Consider the following 19,084-nt stretch of genomic DNA (forward strand, 5'->3'; position numbering starts at 1 on the left):
TGCCGGGCCGTTGGCTATCAGGGGCCCCGACTCCGAAACTCCGCCGCCTGCCACCCCCTAAGGGGCGCGGGGAACTGCGCGATCAACCCCCACTTCCCGCACTCGACATGCGCCCGCACCACCCCCTAAGGGGCGCGGGGAACTGCGCGACCAGCCACACGCCACCCGCAGCCGGCGAAGCCACCCCAGCCCCCAGCCCCCACCCCCGTAGCCGCCCCTCACCGCAACGCCCCCTCCTCGATCCCCAGGAGCTCGTGCAGCGCCCGTTCCCCGACGGCAGTCACCTTCACCGCCCGCTCGGAGCCGATCCGCACGCACCACCCCGCGTCCAGCGCGTGCTCGCACAGCGCCGCCCCGGCGACCCCCGCGAGATGAGGCCGCCGCTCGGTCCAGTCGAGGCACGCCCGGGCCAGCGGGCGCCGGCCCGAGCGCCGCAGGGCGATCCCCGCCGCGCCGAACCACTCCACCCCCGCGTCCGTGAGGGCGAACCCGGTGTCCACCCGCAGCAGCCCGCGCAGCGCCAACGCGTCGGTGACAGCGATGCCGAGCCGCCCCGCCAGGTGGTCGTAGCAGGTGCGCCCGCGTGCCATCGCCGAGCCCGCGCTCACCGCCCGCAGCCCCCGCGGACGCCCCACGACGTCTCCCGGCCCGGCCCCGGCGTACGCGGCCAGATCCTCCACCAGTTGCGCGACCCGCGCGTCGGCGAGCCGTACGTACCGGTGCCGCCCCTGCCGTTCCTCGCTCAGCAGTCCGCCCGCGACGAGCTTGCCGAGGTGTTCGCTGAGCGTCGACGCGGCGACCCCGGCGTGCCGGGCGAGCTCACCGGCGGTCCACGCTCGGCCGTCCAGCAGCGCCAGCAGACACGCCGCCCGCGTCTCGTCGGCCATCAGGCCGGCCAGCCCGGCCAGTCGCGGCGCCTGGGGGTCCTTCGTCGTCATGCACCCCAGGATGGGCCACGGACACTTCGGCCCCCGCCGAAAGGTCGCTACACCCGCGCTACACCCGCCGCCGTACCTGCTCGTACTGCTGCGCGAGCCCGTCCAGCAGTGCCGTCAGCCCCGTCTCGAAGGCGCGTTCGTCGATCTTCTCCTGATGCTCGGCCAGCAGGTGGGCCTGCCCGAGGTGGGGGTAGTCGGCGGGGTCGTAGGCCGTGGCGTCGTCCACGAAGCCGCCCGCGAACGACCCGAGCGCGGAGCCCATGATGAAGTACCGCATCAGCGCGCCGATCGACGTGGCCTGGGCCGCCGGCCAGCCCGCCCGGACCATGGCGCCGTACACCGCGTCCGCGAGCCGGAGGCCGGCCGGACGCCGTCCGGGGCCGGTGGCGAGGACGGGGACGATGTTGGGGTGGTCGCGCAGCGCCGCCCGGTAGGAGACCGCCCAGTCGTGCAGCGCGGTCCGCCAGTCCCGGCCGTCGTCGAACATCGACAGGTCGACCTGGGCGCTCACCGAGTCCGCGACCGCCTCCAGGATCTCGTCCTTGGTGCGGAAGTGGTTGTAGAGCGAGGGGCCGCTGACCCCGAGTTCCGCGGCCAGCCGGCGTGTGGAGACGGCCGCGAGGCCCTCCGTGTCCACGAGCGCGCGTGCCGCCTCGACGATCCGGTCGGTGCTCAGCAGGGGCTTGCGCGGTCGGGCCATGGCGCACATAGTAGGGCTGCGATCAGAAACTAGCAGTGCTAATTTAAAGGTACGGCTTTCAAGATCTGTCTGTGTGGGGTGATCTCGTGGTGAACCTGGGGCTCAGCGAGGAGCAGGAGGCCGTACGGCGGCTCGCCCGGGACTTCGTGGCACGGGAGATCACCCCGAACGTCGTCGCCTGGGACCGCGCCGAGGAGGTCGACCGGGCCCTCGTGAAGAAGCTCGGAGAGGTCGGCTTCCTGGGGCTGACGATCGACGAGGAGTACGGCGGCTCCGGCGGCGACCACCTCGCGTACTGCCTGGTCACGGAGGAACTCGGACGCGGCGACTCGTCCGTGCGCGGGATCGTGTCCGTCTCGCTCGGGCTGGTCGCCAAGACGATCGCCGCCTGGGGCAGCGAGGAGCAGAAGCGGCGCTGGCTGCCGGGGCTGACGTCCGGCGACCACGTCGGCTGCTTCGGCCTCACCGAGCCGGGCACCGGCTCCGACGCCGGCAACCTCACCACGCGCGCGGTGCGCGACGGCGACGACTACGTCGTGAGCGGCACCAAGATGTTCATCACCAACGGCACCTGGGCCGACGTCGTCCTGCTGTTCGCCCGTTCCACCGACGCCCCCGGCCACAAGGGCGTCTCCGCCTTCCTCGTGCCGACCGACACCCCCGGTCTGACCCGCCGCACCATCCACGGCAAGCTCGGCCTGCGCGGCCAGGCGACGGCCGAGCTGGTCCTCGAGGACGTGCGGGTGCCCGCCTCCGCGATGGTGGGGGAGGAGGGCAAGGGGTTCTCCGTCGCCATGTCGGCCCTCGCCAAGGGACGGATGTCGGTCGCGGCGGGCTGCGTCGGCATAGCCCAGGCCGCCCTGGACGCGGCCGTCGGATACGCGGGCGAGCGCGAGCAGTTCGGCAGGCCCATCGCCCACCACCAGCTGGTGCAGGAACTGATCAGCGACATCGCCGTCGACGTGGACGCGGCCCGGCTGCTGACCTGGCGGGTCGCCGACCTGATCGACCGCGGGCTGCCGTTCGCGGTGGAGTCCTCCAAGGCCAAGCTGTTCGCCTCCGAGGCCGCCGTGCGCGCCGCCAACAACGCGCTGCAGGTCTTCGGCGGGTACGGCTACATCGACGAGTACCCGGCGGGCAAGCTGCTGCGCGACGCCCGGGTGATGACCCTCTACGAGGGCACCAGCCAGATCCAGAAACTCCTCATCGGCCGTGCCCTGACGGGGGTTTCGGCGTTCTGAGTACGCGGCTGAGTATGTGCGCGGATACCCCTCGGTGCCGCCCGCCCGCACCCTTGTCCCCATGAGTGAGACCTCGGGCAAGCAGCAGAACACCGCCGCCTTCTACGGCCAGGCGGTCGCCTCCTTCGCCGTCGCCATGGCCGCCACGGCCATCGGCATCTTCAAGCTGAACGCCGACGCCTGGGTGCGGGCCTTCCTCGGCATCGCCGTCCTGTACCTCGTGACCTCCGCCTTCACCCTGGCCAAGGTGATCCGGGACCGCCAGGAGGCGGTGGAGCGGTCGTACCACCCCTTCGAGAAGCTCTGATCCCGCGGAACCCCCGAGTTGTGACCCCGCGGAGCCCCCGAGCCGTGACGGCCGCGGAACCTGTGAACACGCGGACTAAGCGCTCGCTCACCTTGGGCGGTATGGTGGGGTGTCTGTCTGCGAGAGGGGCGAGCGAGCGATGAGTACGGCGGAGGAGACGGCCGGCGGCGAGGTGGCGCCATGGGGCGAGGTCACGCCCGACGCGGCCCGGCGGCTGCTGATGGCCGCGGTGGAGGCCTTCGCCGAGCGCGGCTACCACGCCACCACGACCCGTGACATCGCGGGCCGGGCCGGTATGAGCCCGGCCGCGCTCTACATCCACTACAAGACCAAGGAAGAGCTGCTCCACCGCATCAGCCGGATCGGCCACGAGAAGGCCGTCGACATCCTGCGCACCGCGGCCCGCGGCGAGGGCACCCCGGCCGAGCGGCTCGCGGACGCGGTCAGCTCCTTCGTGCGCTGGCACGCCGGGGGACGGACGACCGCCCGGGTCGTGCAGTACGAGCTGGACTCCCTCGGCCCGGACGCCCGCGCCGAGATCCTCGCGCTGCGCCGCCAGTGCGACGCCGAGGTGCGCGGGATCATCGAGGACGGCATCGCCGTCGGCGACTTCGACGTGCTGGACGTCAAGGGCACTACCCTCGCCGTCCTCTCCCTCTGCATCGACGTCGCGCGCTGGTTCAACGTCCACGGCCCCTGGACGCCGGACGAGGTCGGCGCGCTCTACGCCGACCTCGTGCTGCGGATGGTCGGGGTCAAGTAGCCGCCGGGCCGCCGTCGGGGCGTCAGAGGTAGAAGCGGGCCACCGACTCGGCCACGCAGACCGGCTTGTCGCCGCCCTCGCGCTCCACCGAGTAGGCGACGCTCACCTGGACGCCGCCGGGCACGTCCTCGACCCCGCTGATCCTCGCGGTCGCGCGCAGCCGCGAGCCGACCGGGACCGGGGCGGGGAAACGGACCTTGTTGGTGCCGTAGTTGACGCCCATCTTCACGCCCTGGACCTGGATCAGCTGCGGGCCGAACAGCGGCAGCAGCGACAGGGTCAGGTAGCCGTGCGCGATGGTCGTGCCGAAGGGCCCCGAGGCGGCCTTCTCCGGGTCCACGTGGATCCACTGGTGGTCGCCCGTCGCCTCCGCGAACAGGTCGATCCGCTTCTGGTCGATCTCCAGCCAGTCGGTGTACCCCAGCTGCTCGCCCACCGCCGCCTTCAGTTCGTCGGCGGAGGTGAAGATCCTCGGCTCTGCCATGTCCCGGCCTCCCATGCGTCGCAATGTCTAAGCAACTGCTTAGCATGGTCGGCCGGGAATCCGATGTCAACGGACGGCGGGCCGCGTCGGGTGGGTAGGGTTCGAGGGGTGCCCCAGATCCCCGAGAAGATCCACGAGCTCACGGTCGGCCAGCTCGCCGCGCGCAGCGGCGCCGCCGTCTCGGCCCTGCACTTCTACGAGTCCAAGGGCCTGATCAGCAGCCGCCGCACCGCGGGCAACCAGCGCCGCTACACCCGCGACACCCTGCGCCGGGTCGCCTTCGTCCGGGCCGCGCAGCGCGTCGGCATCCCCCTCGCCACGATCCGCGAGGCCCTCTCCGAACTCCCCGAGGAGCGCACCCCCACCCGCGAGGACTGGGCCCGCCTCTCGGAGAACTGGCGCTCGGAGCTGGACGAGCGCATCAGGCAGCTCAACCGCCTGCGCGACCACCTGACGGACTGCATCGGCTGCGGCTGCCTGTCGCTGGACTCCTGCGTCCTGTCCAACCCGGACGACGCCTTCGGCGAGCGGCGGAGCGGGTCGCGGCTGATGGTCGAGCGGCGGCGCGCGGCCGCGGGCGAGTGACGGCGAGCGCCTACTCGTACTCCGTCCCGCCCTTGCGGGTCAGGTAGGCGGGGCTCACCGCCTTCGCGATCGCCCGGCCGCCCGTCACCGGGCTGTGGCGCTCCACCGCGGTCCGGATCACGACGCCCTCCCGCAGGTGCAGCCCGCGCCCGGACACGGTCTCCCGCCCGCTCGCGATCTCCAGTACCCGCTCGACGTCGTACGGCCCCTCGTACAGCCGGGGCACCAACGGCAGCTCCCCGTCCAGCAGTTCGGTCGCGTCCAGCCACCGCACGGCCCCGTCGATCTCGGCGCAGACGTCGAAGACGGCGTACCCGAGGCTCTCCCGCCGGCCGTCCGCGCCGTAGGTCAGGTCCTGCACCCCGGCGCCGTACACCTCGCCGAAGATCCCGACCCGGCGCGCTCCCAGCCGCCCGGCGAGCCGTTTCGCGACCTCGGCGACGCCGTGGCCGTGCACCGCGCGCCAGTACAGGTTGCGCGGATCCTCCTTCAGGGCCAGGGACTTGGCGCCGAAGCCCTTGGAGGAGACGTACACCCGTCCCTCGTCGGCCGCGTAGGTCAGCAGGCAGGCCGAGCCGTGCAGCTTCTCGGTCAGGACCACAGCCTCGCCCGGTGCGAAGACGTCCGGAAACCGCTGGATGTTCTCGATGTCGACCCAGGGCAGCAGCTCGGGCGCGGACTCCACGTCGCCGTTCATCGTCGGCGGGATCGGCGGCACCCACTTGGTGATGCCGAGGACCTCCGCGAAGTCGGTGCCCTCCGCCGCGGCCCGCGTCAGATCGACGTCCGCGAGCGCCTTCGGGCGGCACACGATCCCCTGCGACAGCTCGCCGCGCAGCCGCACCGCCTTGACCCGGTCGGCCTTCGTGCCCGCCAGGCGCCCGGTCAGCCCCAGTTCCTCGATCAGCCCGGCCGGCAGCACGGCCTGCTCGGGGATGTAGACGGCGGCCTCGCCGGTGCGGTAGGCGCCCTTGGCGACGACCGCGCGATACAGGCCCACCTGGGCCAGTTCGAGCGCGTCGGCGTTGGGATGCTCGTGGACGGTCAGCACTTCGGCGGTGACGCGGAGCGTCGACATGGGACACCTCGGTTCGGGAGGGCGTTCAGTTCGGTCTCATCGCCTCCCACTGTCCGGACGCGAAAACGGTGGAGCGAGCGGATTTACGGCTGCTACCGTCGCGCGTCGCGGTACTGCCTCAGTCCCTCGGCCACCAACTCGGCGTTGGACAGGGCCGGTTCGCCGTCCGGCAGGACGAGTGTGTCCTCCAGGCCGATCCGGGTGGCGAGCCCCAGCCGCCCCGCCAGCCGCAGCACCGGCCAGGCGCCCCCGTCCTCGCCGTGCAGCAGCACCGGGCGCCCCCGCGCGGGGCCGAGGTCGGCCAGCAGCGCACGCGCGCTGTCCTCGGCCGTCCCGGCAGAGGCGTCCGTCACCTCCGCCAGCACCCGCAACACCCGCCCCTTGAGCGGCGACACGGCGAACCGCGCCGCGCCGTCCGTACCCGACCAGACGCCGGCCTCGACCCCCACACCGAGGCCGATCAGGGCGGCGGCGATCTCCTCGGCGCCCTCCTCGTGCCAGTTGACCGAGGCGTGGTCGGGCGGGGCGGGCAGCTCCGCCCAGCTCCGCACCCGTGCGAGCCGGGCCGCCGGATCCGGCTCGGCCCAGGCCCCCGTGGTCACCCCGACCGGCACCCGCACCCGCGCCCGGATCGCCTCCAGCACCGGTCCGATCACCCGCGGCGACAACGCGTCGCGCCCGCACGGCGTCTTGGGGTGGACGTGCACATCCGTGGCGCCGGCCGCGACGGCCTCGGCCGCGGACTCGCCCAGCGCCTGAGGGGTCAGCGGGATCATCGCGCCGTCGGCGGACCCCCGCGTCCCGTTGAGACACACCTGAACCATGCCCCAAGCCTGCCGGACGCCACTGACAACGGATCGCCGGCCGGACTGCCGGCGGACAGGACGCGGACAGAACGCGGACAGAACAGGGGGTGCGGCATCCCCGGCGCACCCCCGCCGTGCTAGGCCGACACCAGCAGCCTTCCGCGCCTTGCGTCCGCCAGGGCCTCGGGCTTGAGCACGGGCCGTGGCACCAGAATTCCGCAGTTGCTGCACACCGGACCGGAGGACGGTTCATGGTCCAGGTCGTACGTCCACACCAGCCGTTCCCCGCCGCACACCGGGCACTCCGTGCCCGGTTCGCGCTCCAGGGCGGAGATCAGCCTGCGCAGCACCTCGGCCAGCGGCTCACGGGGGTGCACCCGCGGGTCGTCGCACCACGCCACACCGAAACCGCCCCAGGTCAGCCGGTGCCAGTCGTCCACGCTGCCCGGTCGGCGCAGCCCGTCGTGCTTCTCCTTCTTGCGCCGCTCGGCGAACTCGACCTCGTAGGCCAGCCAGACCGAACGCGCCTCTTCCAACTCCTCCAGTGCGGCCACGAGCCGCGCTGGGTCGGGGGAGCGGTCCTCGGGACCGAACCCCGCCCGGGAGCACAAGTGGTCCCAGGTCGCCCTGTGCCCGTAAGGAGCGAACCGCTCAAGGCACTTGCGCAGTGAGTAGCGCCGCAGTGCCAGATCGCACCGCGGATCGCGGACCTGTCTCGCCAGACTCCGGAAACCCGCCATCGTCCTGCACCTCCGTCACACCTGCACCTGTACTTCGGTCACTTCGGCGTCGTCGTAAGGACGTCGCCGAATAGACGTATCGACAAGCGATTCGGCTCCATCCGATTTCCGATGACCTCCATAAGCCGACCACCGTCTTCCAAAACTTGACGCATGTTCACCTTCACTCCCGGGGATACCGGCGGTAACGTCCCGCCACACCCCCTCGTCGGCAGGAGCCGCCATGCCTCGGCGTACCGTGCGCACCACCCTCGACAGACTGAGAACTCCCGGCAGACTCACCGGGTTCCTGAAGTCCGCATCCATATGCGTCCTGATTGCCGGCCTTTTGTCCTCGCTCACCCAGGCGACCGCCACCGCCGCCACCGCCTCGAACGACTACTGCGGCGGCCAGTGCTCCGACATCCTGCCGCCCGGTGAGAACGGCAACGCGACCCTCGCGCAGATCCTCCTCAACCAGGCCTTCGGCACCCAGCCCAGCCACGCCGAGGACCAGCTCGGCCCCTACGCCAACCTGGCCACGGGCTACTCGGGACTCACCGACGCGAAGATCAACACCTTCTTCAACGACGCCTCGTTCGGTGTTCCCTCGGATCAAGTCGCCTCCACGGAGAGCCCGGCCGGACGCGGCGACGTGACGATCGTCCGCGACAAGAAGACCGGCGTGCCGCACATCACCGGCACCACCCGCTACGGCACCGAGTTCGGCGCCGGCTACGCGGCGGCCGAGGACCGGCTGTGGCTCATGGACGTCTTCCGGCACGTGGGCCGCGGCCAGCTGACCACCTTCGCGGGCGGCGCGGCCTCCAACCAGGGCCTGGAGCAGGAGTTCTACCGCAACGCCCCCTACTCCGAGGCCGATCTGCAGGCCCAGATCGACAACGCCGTCGCCAACAACGGCGCGCGCGGCCAGCAGGCCCTCGCCGACGCCAACGCCTACCTCGCCGGCATCAACGCCTACATCGACGCCTCCGACTCGGGCCGCTACTTCCCCGGCGAGTACGTCCTCACCGGGCACAAGGACTCGATCACCAACGCCGGCACCATCGACCACTTCAAGATCACCGACCTGGTCGCCCTCGGCTCGGTGATCGGCGCCCTGTTCGGCGCCGGCGGCGGCGGCGAGGTCAACAACGCGATCTCACTGATCGCCGCCCAGTCCAAGTACGGCGTCGCGGAGGGCACCAAGGTCTGGGAGTCCTTCCGCGAACGCAACGACCCCGAGGCCGTCCTCACCGTCCACAACGGCGAGAGCTTCCCCTACGCCACCAAGCCCGCCGACGCCCAGGGCGAGGCCCTGCCCGACGCCGGCTCCGTGACGACCGAGCCGCTCGTCTACGACGCCACCGGCACCGGCGCGAGCCAGAGCGCCACCGCCGCCTCCAAGACGGCCACCACGACCGCGCTCAGCTCCGCCCGGCGCGGCATGTCCAACGCCCTCGTGGTCAGCGGCAAGTACACCGCCAGCGGCCACCCCATCGCCGTGTTCGGCCCGCAGACCGGGTACTTCGCACCTCAGCTGCTCATGCTCCAGGAGATCCAGGGCCCGGGCATCAGCGCCCGCGGCGCCTCCTTCGCCGGCCTGAGCATGTACGTCGAACTGGGCCGCGGCCAGGACTACTCGTGGTCCGCGACCACCTCCGGCCAGGACATCATCGACACCTACGCCGTCGAGCTGTGCCAGGACGACTACCACTACCTCTACCACGGCACCTGCACCGCCATGGACAAGGTCGAACGGGCCAACTCCTGGAAGCCGACCACGGCCGACGGCACCGCCGCCGGGTCGTACACCATGCGGGTGTGGAGGACGAAGTACGGGCCCGTCGAGTACCGGGCGACCGTCGGCGGCAAGAAGGTCGCCTACACCACGCTGCGCTCCTCCTACATGCACGAGGCCGACTCGATCATCGGCTTCCAGATGCTGAACGACCCCGACTACGTCAAGGGCCCCAAGGACTTCCAGAGCGCCGCCCAGCACATCAACTACACCTTCAACTGGTTCTACGCCGACTCCTCGCACACCGCCTACTACAACAGCGGCGACAACCCGGTGCGCGCGAGCGGCGTCGACGCCGAGTTCCCGGTGTGGGGGCAGGCCGCCTACGAGTGGAAGAACTGGGACCCGGCCACCAACACCGCCGACTACACGCCCGCTTCGGCGCACCCCAACTCCGTCGACCAGGACTACTACGTCTCCTGGAACAACAAGCAGGCCCTCGACTACACGAGCGCGCCCTGGGGCGACGGCTCGGTGCACCGCGGCAACCTGCTGGAGGACCGGGTCAAGAAGCTGGTCGCCGCCGGCGGGGTGACCCGTACGAAGCTGGTGCAGGCGATGGCGGACGCGGCCCTCGCCGACCTGCGCGCCGAGGACGTCCTGCCGAAGCTGCTCAAGGTCGTCAACAGCAGCACGGTGACCGACTCCACGGTCGCGGACGCGGTGAGCAAGCTGCAGGCGTGGGTGTCCGCGGGCGCCAAGCGCACGGAGACCTCGGCCGGTTCGAAGAAGTACGCCAACGCCGACGCCATCCGCATCCTGGACGCCTGGTGGCCGCTGCTGGTCAAGGCCGAGTTCCAACCCGGCCTCGGCAACGACCTGTACACCGCCATCACCAGCAACCTCCCCGTCGACGAGGCCCCGTCGGCCGCCCACGGGCCCACCGGCTCGCACGCGGGCAGCTCCTTCCAGTACGGCTGGTGGAGCTACGTCGACAAGGACATCCGCGCGGTGCTCGGGGAGAACGTGCAGGGCCCACTCGGCCAGAAGTACTGCGGCGGCGGCAGCCTCAGCTCCTGCCGGGACATCCTGATGAGCACCCTGAAGACGGCCGCCGGCACGTCCGCGTCGACCGTCTACCCCGGCGACAGCCTCTGCTCGGCGGGCGACCAGTGGTGCGCCGACTCGATCGTCCAGCGCACCCTGGGCGGCATCAAGCACGGCAACATCAGCTGGCAGAACCGGCCGACGTTCCAGCAGGTGGTGGAGTACACGTCGCACCGGTGAGCCGGAACCGGGCGGGGTGGTGCGTCACATGTGACGCGTGACGTGTGACATGGCACGAAAGGCGGCGGGTCAGCCGATGCGGCCCGCCGCCAGCACCACCCGCGCCAGTTCCGGATGCACGATGTCGCTGTGCGCCCCGCACGGCGGGCCCCCGCGTCTGACCACCGCGGAGGCGTCGACGTTCACGCAGCCGGAGGCGGCCAGCGGCCCGCGCAGCGCCTCGGCCAGGTCCAGCCGCACGGTGCCCGGCACCGCCTGCACCCCGTCGTGGCCCATGGCCCCCCACTCGCCTCCCGCCCCCAGCACGTCGAAGCCGGCGAGCGCGTCGTTCTGGCCCGCCATCCGCGAGGCCAGCGGATACAGCGTGCCGAGCGCCTGGTCGTAGCGGGAGTAGCAGCACACCAGCGGCCCGTCGATGCGGTTCTGCTGACCCTGCAGCACCCCGCCGGTCCGCGGGTCCTGCGGCAGCCGCGCCGCGAAGGCGTAGTGCGAGAAGGCCCCTTGGAGCAGCGTCACCGACTTCACGGTCCGCACGCCCTCCGGCAGGCCGCGCAGCGCGAACGAGACCAGACGCCCGCCGAAGCTGTGCCCGACGAGGTGGACCCGCACGTTCGGGGCCGCGGCCGCCAGCCTGCCGATCACCGGGCCGAGTCCGCGTTCGCCGACCGTTCCCGCGCGCCGCTTCATCGCGTAGTACGTGGCCTGCCGCAGCAGTTCCTTCGCCCCGTCCCAGGGGTTGGGCAGCGAGAACGCCTCCGGGTCGCCGCCGGCCCGCAGGGACGCCAGCGCCCGGGCGAACTCGTCGCACAGCGTCGCGGTGTCCGCGGTGAACAGCGCCGGCTCGCTCTGCGGGACGCCCTCCGCGACCGTGTCCGCCGCGAAGAACGGCTGCGGCCCGCCCGGTACGACCTCCACCAGGAGCCGGACGAGTCTGCCGAACTCCTCCAGTTCGTGGTCGGGCCGCTGGTCGAGCATGCGGGCGATCTGGTCCACGACGGTGGCCCGGCCGGGGAAGGTCTCCAGCAGCGCGTGCCGGGTGTCCTTGTCGAGCGCGGGCGCCGGATTGGCCGCCGCCTCCGTGGCCACCACCGACCTGGGGAAGTCGGGGATCGGCTCGTCGGCGAAGCGCATCGAGGGCCAGATCACGCCCGCGTACCCGATCCTGGCCCGCGGCGCGAGGCCGCGGACCGGGCGGCAGAACCCGGTGCACAGGGCGGTCGCGTGCCTGCGGTCGCTGTTCCAGCCGTGCGCGAAGACGATCAGGTCGCGGACGCCGTGCGCGCCGACCTGGGCGAGCAGCGCGTCCCGTTCCGTCGCGTCGACGTCCCCGTCCGCGTCGAAGGTCAGCTCCCAGTAAGGCGTCACGCTCGTGGCCGGCTGTGCCATGACGGGCTCCCTCGTCCCCCGAAGTGGTGCGATGTGGGCGCATCGTCCTGCTACCGGGCGGCAATGGCCATACGCCGCGACTCACTTGTAGAGGAGGTATTCCTTTCGAATCCGCCGGAACGCCGCGAGTTCCTCCCGCCAGCCGGCCACGACGTCCTCGGTGCTCGCCCCGGCGTCGATCGCGGTGCGCACCTGCGCGGAGCCCGTCAGCTTGTCGATCCAGTGGTCGGAGCGCCAGGCGAAGCCGTCCCAGACCTGCTTGGCGGTCACCAGCAGGGCGATGCCGGTGCGGACCGGGTCGTACGCCGTCCGGTCGTGCACATGGATCTGCACCCCGCCGATGGTCCTGCCCTGGAACTTGGAGAAGGTGGGCGCGAAGTACGCCTCCCTGAAGTGCACGCCGGGCAGCGCGAGTTCGCTCACCCCGGCGGCCCAGCGGCCGTCGATGCCGTCCGCGCCGAGCAGTTCGAAGGGGCGGGTGGTGCCGCGGCCCTCGGAGAGGTTGGTGCCCTCGAAGAGGCAGGTGCCCGAGTACACGAGCGCGGTGTCGGGCGTCGGCATGTTGGGGCTCGGCGGCACCCAGGGCAGCCCGGAGGCGTCGTAGAGGTCCGAGCGCCGCCAGCCCGTCATCAGGACGGTCTCCAGCGGTACGGGGTCGGTGAGGAACTCGCCGTTGAAGAGCCGGGCCAGCTCGGCGACCGTCATGCCGTGCGCCTGGGAGATCGGCTGCCTGCCGACGAAGGTCGCGAACTCCTTGTGCAGGACGGGGCCCTGGGCGGAGCGGCCGGTGACCGGGTTGGGGCGGTCGAGCACGACGAAGCGCTTGCCGGCCAGCTGGGCGGCCTCCATGCAGTCGTAGAGCGTCCAGATGTAGGTGTAGAAGCGGGCGCCGACGTCCTGGATGTCGAAGACGACGGTGTCGACGCCGGAGGCGGTGAAGACGTCGGCGAGCGGCCGGCCGCTCTTGAGGTACGTGTCGTAGACGGGCAGTTTGGTGGCGGGGTCGTCGTAGCGGCCCTCGGAGCCGCCCGCCTGCGCGGTGCCGCGGAAGCCGTGCTCGGGGCCGAAGACGGCGACGAGGTTCACGCGGGGGTCGGCGTGCATCACGTCGACGATGTGGCGGACGTCGCGGGTGACGCCGGTGGGGTTGGTGACGATTCCCACCCGGTGGCCGTCCAGGAGGGCGTAGCCGTCGGCGGCGAGGCGTTCGAAGCCGGTGCGGAGCCGGCGGCGGGGCTCGGCCGCGGCGGCCGGGGGTGCGGCGGTGAGGGAGGTTGCTGCCGTGGTCGCTGCGAGGAGTGCTCGTCTGGAGAGGCGCATGAGGGGCACGGTATTGCTCCCGCGGGCCGGGTGGAAGCCGCCGGTCAGCCGTGGCTCGCCGTGCCCACGCGACGGGCCGCACGTGGATGCCGTGGCGCTCCCGGCGCGTTTCGGGCACCTCTTTCCTGACACATACCGACCGGTTAGTCTGGCCGCAGCCGAACCGCAGTCGAAGGAGACCGATGGTGGAAGCCGTGCAAGGTGCTGGTGTGGTCGTCACGGGAGCCGGGGGAGGCATCGGGGCCGCCCTCGCCCGGCGGTTCGCCGCCGAGGGAGCCCGGGTCGTCGTCAACGACCTCGACGGTGACCGGGCGGAGGCGGTGGCGGAGGAGATCGGCGGCATCGCGGTCCCCGGCGACGCCTCCGCCGTGGTCGCCGCGGCCCGGGAGGCGCTCGGCGGCACGGTCGACGTGTACTGCGCCAACGCCGGCGTCGGGTTCCAGGACGGCGCCGAGGGGCTCTCGGCCGACGAGACGTCCTGGGCCACCTCCTGGGACGTCAACGTGATGGCCCATGTGCGGGCCGCCCAGGAACTGCTTCCGGCGTGGCTGGAGCGGGGGAGCGGCCGGTTCGTGTCGACCGTCTCCGCCGCCGGGCTGCTGACCATGATCGGGGCGCCCTCCTACAGCGTGACCAAGCACGGCGCCTACGCCTTCGCCGAGTGGCTGTCCCTGACCTACCGCCACCGGGGGCTGAAGGTCCACGCGCTCTGCCCGCAGGGCGTGCGCACCGACATGCTGACCGCCAGCGGCAGCGCGGGCGACCTGGTGCTCCAGCCCACCGCGATCGACCCCTCGGACGTCGCGGACGCCTTGTTCAAGGGCATCGAGGAGGACCGTTTCCTCATCCTGCCGCACCCCTTCGTGGCCGAGTTCTACCAGGCCCGGGCCACCGACCCCGACCGCTGGCTGGAGAACATGAACCGGGTCCAGCAGAAGTGGGAGGACGTACGGTGACCGGGTCCCGCTACGCGGCCAGGCCCTGGGTGGCCCTGCTGAACGACGCCCAGCGGGCACCGGTCGAGCCCCTCGACACGCTCGTGCACGCCCTGCGCCGCGCCGTCGGCGAGGCACCGGACCGCGACTTCCTCGCCTACTTCGACGGACGGCTGACCTACGCCGAGGTCGACGAGCTCAGCGACTCCGTCGCCGGGCACCTGGCCGCGCGGGGCCTGGAGCGCGGGGACCGGGTGGCGATCCTGCTGCAGAACTCGCCGCTGTTCGTGCTGGCGCTGCTCGGGGCGTGGAAGGCGGGCGCGATCGTCGTGCCGGTCAACCCGATGTACAAGTCGGGGGAGGTCGGGCACGTCCTGCGGGACGCCGAGGTGACCGCGCTGATCTGCGCCGACCGGGCCTGGGAGGCGTACCTGCGCGAGACGGTCGCCGGATCGCCGGTGCGGATCGTGCTCACCGCCTGCGAGCTGGACTTCCAGACCCGCGGCGACGCGCGCGTGCTGTCGTTCGAGCGGCTGCCGCAGAGCGCGGACGCCGCCGACCTGAGCACCGTGGCCCGCGCCGGGTACGAGGCGCCCCACGGCCGCGACCTCACCCCGTCCGACATCGCGCTGATCAGCTACACCTCCGGCACCAGCGGCACTCCCAAGGGCGCCACCAACACGCACGGCAACATCATGTACAACGCCGAGCGGCAGCGGACCGGGCTGGCCCTGCCCGACGGGCCCGTCTACTACGCCCTCGCCCCGCTGTTCCACATCACCGGAATGGTGTGCCAGCTCGGGGCCTGCCTCGACAGCGCCGGCACGCTCGTGCTGACGTACCGCTTCGAGGCCAGCGTGGTGCTGGAGGCCTTCGCCGAGCACCGGCCGCACTACACGGTCGGCCCGTCCACCGCCTTCATGGCCCTGGCCGCCCACCCGGACGCCACCCCGGACCACTTCTCCTCCTTCGTGAACATCTCCAGCGGCGGCGCGCCGGTGCCTCCGGCCCTGGTGGAGAAGTTCCGGGCGGGCTTCGGGCCCTACATCCGCAACGGCTACGGCCTCACCGAGTGCACCGCCCCCTGCGCCTCCGTCCCGCCCGGCCTGGAGGCGCCCGTCGACCCGGTCTCCGGGACGCTGGCCGTGGGACTGCCCGGCCCCGAGACGGTCGTGCGCATCGTCGACGACCAGGGGCGGGAGGTACCGTTCGGCGAGCAGGGCGAGATCCTCGTCCGGGGACCGCAGGTGGTGCCCGGCTACTGGCGCCGCCCGGACGCGACCGCCGAGACCTTCCCGGACGGCGAGCTGCGCACCGGCGACATCGGTTTCATGGACGAGCAGGGCTGGCTCTACGTCGTCGACCGCAAGAAGGACATGATCAACGCCTCCGGGTTCAAGGTGTGGCCGCGCGAGGTCGAGGACGTGCTGTACACGCATCCGGCGGTGCGCGAGGCGGCCGTCGTCGGGGTGCCCGACGGCTACCGCGGGGAGACCGTCAAGGCGTACATCAGCCTGCGTCCGGGTGCCGACACCGACCCGGATGAACTCGCGGTGTACTGCAAGGAGAGACTGGCCGCCTACAAATACCCGCGGCAGGTGGAGATCCTGCCGGAGTTGCCGAAGACGGCAAGTGGGAAAATCCTCCGACGGGAGCTTCGCTCCCGTCGGGAAGCAAGCGAATAGAGCACGCCGGAACACGGCGGAACGCCCGGAAGGCAGGTGGCGGCACAGTGCCCAGGACGACGGACGGAGACGGTACGCCCGTCCCGCAGCGGCTGCTGGCCGCCGCCACCCGGCTCTTCGCGGAGCAGGGCTACGACCGCACCTCCGTGCAGGAGATCGTCGAGGCGGCCGGCGTCACCAAGGGGGCGCTGTACCACTACTTCGGCTCCAAGGACGACCTCCTGCACGAGGTGTACGCGCGCGTGCTGCGCGTCCAGCAGGAACGCCTCGACGCCTTCGCCAACGCCGACGAGCCGATCGAGAAGCGGCTGCGGGGCGCGGCGGCGGACGTCGTCGTCACCACGATCGAGAACCTCGACGACGCGTCGATCTTCTTCCGCTCCATGCACCACCTGAGCCCGGAGAAGAACAAGCAGGTGCGCGCCGAGCGCCGGCGCTACCACGAGCGCTTCCGCGCGCTGGTGGAGGAGGGCCAGGAGGCCGGCGTCTTCTCCAAGGCGACCCCCGCCGACCTCGTCGTGGACTACCACTTCGGCTCCGTCCACCACCTGTCGACCTGGTACCGCCCCGACGGCCCGATGGGCCCGCAGGAGGTCGCCGACCACCTCGCCGACCTGCTGCTGCGGGCCCTGCGTCCCTGACGGACCCCGGCACACGCGTGAGGGGCGGCTGCCGATCGCAGCCGCCCCTCACCCGTGTCTCACAGGTACTTCTTCAGCTCCCGCTTCGCCAGCGACCGCTGGTGAACCTCGTCCGGGCCGTCCGCGAGCATCAGGGTGCGGGCCCCGGCGTACAGCTCGGCCAGCGGGAAGTCCTGGCTCACGCCGCCCGCGCCGTGCAGCTGGATCGCGCGGTCGATGATGTCGACGACCGTCCGCGGCGTGGCGATCTTGATGGCCTGGATCTCGGTGTGGGCGCCGCGGTTGCCGACGGTGTCCATCATCCAGGCCGTCTTCAGCACCAGCAGGCGCAGCTGCTCCACGGCCACCCGCGCGTCCGCGATCCAGTTCTGCACCACGCCCTGCTGGGCCAGCGCCTTGCCGAACGCCGTACGGGACACGGCCCGGCGGCACATCAGCTCGATCGCCCGCTCCGCCATGCCGATCAGCCGCATGCAGTGGTGGATGCGGCCGGGGCCGAGGCGGGCCTGGGCGATGGCGAAGCCGCCGCCCTCCTCGCCGATGAGGTTGGTGACCGGCACGCGCGCGTGGTCGAAGACCACCTCGGCGTGGCCGCCGTGGTAGTGGTCCTCGTAGCCGAAAACCTGCATCGCGCGCTTCACGGTGACGCCGGGGGTGTCACGCGGGACCAGCACCATGGACTGCTGGCGGCGGATGTCGGAGCCGTCGGGGTCCGTCTTGCCCATCACGATGAAGATCTTGCAGCGCGGGTCCATCGCCCCGGAGATGTACCACTTGCGGCCGGTGACGACGTACTCGTCGCCGTCCCGCTCGATGTGCGTGGTGATGTTCGTGGCGTCGGAGGAGGCCACCTCCGGCTCGGTCATCGCGAACGCGGAGCGGATCTCGCCGGCCAGCAGCGGCTCCAGCCACTGCTTCTTCTGCTGCTCGTCGCCGAACTGCGCCAGCACCTCCATGTTCCCGGTGTCGGGAGCCGCGCAGTTCGTCGCGGTGGGCGCGAGCTGCGGGGAGCGGCCGGTGATCTCGGCGAGCGGGGCGTACTGGAGGTTGGTCAGGCCGGCGCCGTACTCGCCGTCGGGCAGGAAGAGGTTCCACAGGCCCTGCCTGCGCGCCTCGGCCTTCAGCTCCTCGACCACGGCCGGGGTGTCCCACGGCGAGGCCAGCGCGGCCCGCTGCTCCTCGGCCACCGGCTCGGCCGGATACACGTACTCGTCCATGAACGCGAGCAGCCTGGCCCGCAGTTCCTCGGTGCGGGCGTCGAACGCGAAGTCCATGATCCGTCAGCCTTCCTGAAGAGTCGTCAGGCCGTGCTCGATGAAGACGGGGACGAGGTCCCCGATGCGGTCGAAGCCGCGGCCGACCGTCTGGCCCAGCGTGTAGCGGTAGTGGATGCCCTCGAGGATCACGGCGAGCTTGAACCAGGCGAAGGCGGTGTACCAGGAGACGGCCGAGACGTCCCGGCCCGAGCGGGCCGCGTACCGCTCGATCAGTTCTGCCGGGGCCGGGTGGCCGGGGGCCTCGGCGGTCGTGGAGACCGGGGAGTCGGACATGCCCAGCGGCATGCTGTACATCACCAGCAGGCCCAGGTCGGTGAGCGGGTCGCCGAGCGTGGACATCTCCCAGTCCAGGATCGCCTTGATCCGGTCGTCGCCGTCGATCAGGACGTTGTCCAGGCGGTAGTCGCCGTGGACGACGGTCGGCGCGGGCGAGGCGGGCAGCCGGCGGCCCAGCTCGGCGTGCAGCTCGTCGATGCCGGCCAGGTCGCGGTTGCGGGAGGCGTCCAGCTGCTTGCCCCAGCGGCGCAGCTGGCGGTCGAGGAAGCCCTCGGGCCGGCCGAAGTCGGCGAGGCCCACCTCGGCCGGGTCCACGGCGTGCAGTTCGACGAGGGTGTCGACCAGGGACAGCACCGCGTCCCGGGTGCGCTCCGGGCCGAGCGGGGCGAGCTGGTCGGCCGTGCGGTACGGGGTGCCCTCGACGAACTCCATGACGTAGAACGGCGCGCCCAGCACCTCCTCGTCCTCGCACAGCAGCACCGGCCGGGGGACCGGCACGTTCGTCGGGTGCAGCGCGCTGATCACCTTGTGCTCGCGCTTCATGTCGTGCGCGGTGGCCAGCACATGGCCGAGCGGGGGACGCCGTACGACCCACTTCGAGGTGCCGTCCGAGACCGCGTACGTGAGGTTCGAGCGTCCGCCCTCGATCAGCCGGCCGGTCAGGGCGCCGTTCACCAGGCCGGGCCGCTCGCGGTCGAGCAGGCCGCGCAGCCGGTCGAGATCGAGACCTGGCGGGTGATCGGGGCTCATCGGTGCTCCTTTGCGAGGCGCGTGCACGTGACCCGACCATCATGCCGACTGGTCGGTATGTCGTCCAGTACGGGAAGCCAAAGTGATCGGGGCCACCCTACGGCCGACAGCTCCCGGCCGGGAGCGGCGGGGAGCTGTCGGGCTGTGCGGATCGGCCGGGCGCCG

General features: G+C 71.8%; 18 protein-coding genes. 8 read left to right on the forward strand and 10 right to left on the reverse strand.

Annotation, left to right across the window (positions count from 1 at the left end; translation table 11 throughout):
* Nucleotides 1–218: 218 nt before the first annotated feature.
* Nucleotides 219–938 carry an ArsR/SmtB family transcription factor gene (locus M8J74_RS23345; protein WP_249838320.1) on the reverse strand — a complete coding sequence of 240 codons (720 nt, stop codon included), beginning with the start codon at nucleotides 936–938 and terminating at the stop codon, nucleotides 219–221.
* A 58-nt stretch (nucleotides 939–996) separates the two neighbouring features.
* Nucleotides 997–1,638 (reverse strand): TetR/AcrR family transcriptional regulator, encoded by a 642-nt coding sequence (locus tag M8J74_RS23350; protein ID WP_058926270.1) that lies wholly within the window; start codon nucleotides 1,636–1,638, stop codon nucleotides 997–999.
* 89 nt (nucleotides 1,639–1,727) lie between these two features.
* Here M8J74_RS23350 and M8J74_RS23355 point away from each other — a divergent pair, with 89 nt between their 5' ends.
* The 3 genes from M8J74_RS23355 (at nucleotide 1,728) to M8J74_RS23365 (ending at nucleotide 3,949) form a co-directional block, all read left to right on the forward strand.
* Entirely contained in the window at nucleotides 1,728–2,879 is a 1,152-nt protein-coding gene (locus M8J74_RS23355) for an acyl-CoA dehydrogenase family protein (RefSeq protein WP_249838341.1), read from the forward strand.
* Between the two features lie 61 nt (nucleotides 2,880–2,940).
* Entirely contained in the window at nucleotides 2,941–3,186 is a 246-nt protein-coding gene (locus M8J74_RS23360) for a YiaA/YiaB family inner membrane protein (RefSeq protein WP_058926271.1), read from the forward strand.
* A gap of 139 nt (nucleotides 3,187–3,325) precedes the next feature.
* Nucleotides 3,326–3,949, forward strand: coding sequence for a TetR/AcrR family transcriptional regulator (locus M8J74_RS23365; RefSeq protein WP_142150916.1), 624 nt, complete (start codon nucleotides 3,326–3,328; stop codon nucleotides 3,947–3,949).
* A gap of 22 nt (nucleotides 3,950–3,971) precedes the next feature.
* Here the strand turns inward: M8J74_RS23365 and M8J74_RS23370 are convergent, their stop codons facing one another.
* A complete protein-coding gene (locus M8J74_RS23370) occupies nucleotides 3,972–4,433 on the reverse strand; it encodes a MaoC family dehydratase (RefSeq protein ID WP_249838321.1) in 462 nt (153 codons plus the stop codon).
* 108 nt (nucleotides 4,434–4,541) lie between these two features.
* Between M8J74_RS23370 and soxR the strand changes: the two genes are divergently transcribed.
* A complete protein-coding gene (soxR, locus tag M8J74_RS23375; RefSeq protein WP_249838322.1) occupies nucleotides 4,542–5,018 on the forward strand; it encodes a redox-sensitive transcriptional activator SoxR in 477 nt (158 codons plus the stop codon).
* Nucleotides 5,019–5,028: 10 nt separating this feature from the next.
* Here soxR and M8J74_RS23380 read toward each other — a convergent pair whose 3' ends face one another.
* The 3 genes from M8J74_RS23380 to M8J74_RS23390 form a co-directional block, all read right to left on the reverse strand.
* The gene (locus M8J74_RS23380; protein ID WP_249838323.1) at nucleotides 5,029–6,096 is read right to left on the reverse strand and encodes an RNA ligase (ATP); all 1,068 of its coding nucleotides are present in this window, start codon (nucleotides 6,094–6,096) and stop codon (nucleotides 5,029–5,031) included.
* 92 nt (nucleotides 6,097–6,188) lie between these two features.
* Nucleotides 6,189–6,920 carry a 3-keto-5-aminohexanoate cleavage protein gene (locus M8J74_RS23385; protein WP_249838324.1) on the reverse strand — a complete coding sequence of 244 codons (732 nt, stop codon included), beginning with the start codon at nucleotides 6,918–6,920 and terminating at the stop codon, nucleotides 6,189–6,191.
* Between the two features lie 119 nt (nucleotides 6,921–7,039).
* Nucleotides 7,040–7,642, reverse strand: a complete 603-nt coding sequence (locus M8J74_RS23390) for a hypothetical protein (RefSeq protein ID WP_249838325.1) — start codon at nucleotides 7,640–7,642, stop codon at nucleotides 7,040–7,042.
* Nucleotides 7,643–7,865: 223 nt separating this feature from the next.
* On the opposite strand from M8J74_RS23390, the gene M8J74_RS23395 reads away from it, so the two are divergent.
* Nucleotides 7,866–10,649 carry a penicillin acylase family protein gene (locus M8J74_RS23395; RefSeq protein WP_249838326.1) on the forward strand — a complete coding sequence of 928 codons (2,784 nt, stop codon included), beginning with the start codon at nucleotides 7,866–7,868 and terminating at the stop codon, nucleotides 10,647–10,649.
* A gap of 69 nt (nucleotides 10,650–10,718) precedes the next feature.
* Here M8J74_RS23395 and M8J74_RS23400 read toward each other — a convergent pair whose 3' ends face one another.
* Nucleotides 10,719–12,035: a serine-threonine protein kinase gene (locus M8J74_RS23400; RefSeq protein WP_249838327.1), complete on the reverse strand. Its 1,317-nt coding sequence runs from the start codon at nucleotides 12,033–12,035 to the stop codon at nucleotides 10,719–10,721.
* A gap of 81 nt (nucleotides 12,036–12,116) precedes the next feature.
* Nucleotides 12,117–13,355 carry an exo-beta-N-acetylmuramidase NamZ family protein gene (locus tag M8J74_RS23405; RefSeq protein ID WP_249838328.1) on the reverse strand — a complete coding sequence of 413 codons (1,239 nt, stop codon included), beginning with the start codon at nucleotides 13,353–13,355 and terminating at the stop codon, nucleotides 12,117–12,119.
* A gap of 182 nt (nucleotides 13,356–13,537) precedes the next feature.
* Here M8J74_RS23405 and M8J74_RS23410 point away from each other — a divergent pair, with 182 nt between their 5' ends.
* The 3 genes from M8J74_RS23410 to M8J74_RS23420 are packed head-to-tail and all read left to right on the forward strand — an operon-like array spanning nucleotide 13,538 to nucleotide 16,616.
* Nucleotides 13,538–14,311, forward strand: a complete 774-nt coding sequence (locus M8J74_RS23410; protein WP_249838329.1) for an SDR family oxidoreductase — start codon at nucleotides 13,538–13,540, stop codon at nucleotides 14,309–14,311.
* Complete coding sequence (locus M8J74_RS23415) at nucleotides 14,308–15,975, forward strand: class I adenylate-forming enzyme family protein (RefSeq protein WP_249838330.1); 1,668 nt, start codon at nucleotides 14,308–14,310, stop codon at nucleotides 15,973–15,975. The genes M8J74_RS23410 and M8J74_RS23415 overlap by 4 nt, the downstream gene beginning before the upstream one ends.
* A gap of 47 nt (nucleotides 15,976–16,022) precedes the next feature.
* On the forward strand, nucleotides 16,023–16,616 hold the full coding sequence (locus M8J74_RS23420) for a TetR/AcrR family transcriptional regulator (protein ID WP_058926281.1): 594 nt from the start codon (nucleotides 16,023–16,025) through the stop codon (nucleotides 16,614–16,616).
* A 59-nt stretch (nucleotides 16,617–16,675) separates the two neighbouring features.
* Here M8J74_RS23420 and M8J74_RS23425 read toward each other — a convergent pair whose 3' ends face one another.
* Both M8J74_RS23425 and M8J74_RS23430 read right to left on the reverse strand, forming a co-directional pair.
* The gene (locus tag M8J74_RS23425; protein ID WP_058926282.1) at nucleotides 16,676–17,890 is read right to left on the reverse strand and encodes an acyl-CoA dehydrogenase; all 1,215 of its coding nucleotides are present in this window, start codon (nucleotides 17,888–17,890) and stop codon (nucleotides 16,676–16,678) included.
* Between the two features lie 6 nt (nucleotides 17,891–17,896).
* Nucleotides 17,897–18,919, reverse strand: a complete 1,023-nt coding sequence (locus M8J74_RS23430) for a phosphotransferase family protein (protein ID WP_058926283.1) — start codon at nucleotides 18,917–18,919, stop codon at nucleotides 17,897–17,899.
* Nucleotides 18,920–19,084: the final 165 nt, after the last annotated feature.

The sequence above is a fragment of the Streptomyces panaciradicis genome (assembly GCF_023516615.1).
GTDB classification, from domain to species: domain Bacteria; phylum Actinomycetota; class Actinomycetes; order Streptomycetales; family Streptomycetaceae; genus Streptomyces; species Streptomyces panaciradicis.

What these genes read in the sequence shown, in the direction of transcription:
- M8J74_RS23410 (WP_249838329.1), top strand. Translation starts at nt 13,538, where the DNA reads ATGGTGGAAGCCGTGCAAGGTGCTGGTGTGGTCGTCACGGGAGCCGGG.
- M8J74_RS23360 (WP_058926271.1), top strand. Translation starts at nt 2,941, where the DNA reads ATGAGTGAGACCTCGGGCAAGCAGCAGAACACCGCCGCCTTCTACGGC.
- M8J74_RS23350 (WP_058926270.1), bottom strand. Translation starts at nt 1,638, where the DNA reads ATGGCCCGACCGCGCAAGCCCCTGCTGAGCACCGACCGGATCGTCGAG.
- M8J74_RS23365 (WP_142150916.1), top strand. Translation starts at nt 3,326, where the DNA reads ATGAGTACGGCGGAGGAGACGGCCGGCGGCGAGGTGGCGCCATGGGGC.
- M8J74_RS23345 (WP_249838320.1), bottom strand. Translation starts at nt 938, where the DNA reads ATGACGACGAAGGACCCCCAGGCGCCGCGACTGGCCGGGCTGGCCGGC.
- M8J74_RS23425 (WP_058926282.1), bottom strand. Translation starts at nt 17,890, where the DNA reads ATGGACTTCGCGTTCGACGCCCGCACCGAGGAACTGCGGGCCAGGCTG.
- M8J74_RS23400 (WP_249838327.1), bottom strand. Translation starts at nt 12,035, where the DNA reads ATGGCACAGCCGGCCACGAGCGTGACGCCTTACTGGGAGCTGACCTTC.
- M8J74_RS23370 (WP_249838321.1), bottom strand. Translation starts at nt 4,433, where the DNA reads ATGGCAGAGCCGAGGATCTTCACCTCCGCCGACGAACTGAAGGCGGCG.
- M8J74_RS23380 (WP_249838323.1), bottom strand. Translation starts at nt 6,096, where the DNA reads ATGTCGACGCTCCGCGTCACCGCCGAAGTGCTGACCGTCCACGAGCAT.
- M8J74_RS23405 (WP_249838328.1), bottom strand. Translation starts at nt 13,355, where the DNA reads ATGCGCCTCTCCAGACGAGCACTCCTCGCAGCGACCACGGCAGCAACC.
- M8J74_RS23390 (WP_249838325.1), bottom strand. Translation starts at nt 7,642, where the DNA reads ATGGCGGGTTTCCGGAGTCTGGCGAGACAGGTCCGCGATCCGCGGTGC.
- M8J74_RS23430 (WP_058926283.1), bottom strand. Translation starts at nt 18,919, where the DNA reads ATGAGCCCCGATCACCCGCCAGGTCTCGATCTCGACCGGCTGCGCGGC.
- M8J74_RS23385 (WP_249838324.1), bottom strand. Translation starts at nt 6,920, where the DNA reads ATGGTTCAGGTGTGTCTCAACGGGACGCGGGGGTCCGCCGACGGCGCG.
- M8J74_RS23395 (WP_249838326.1), top strand. Translation starts at nt 7,866, where the DNA reads ATGCCTCGGCGTACCGTGCGCACCACCCTCGACAGACTGAGAACTCCC.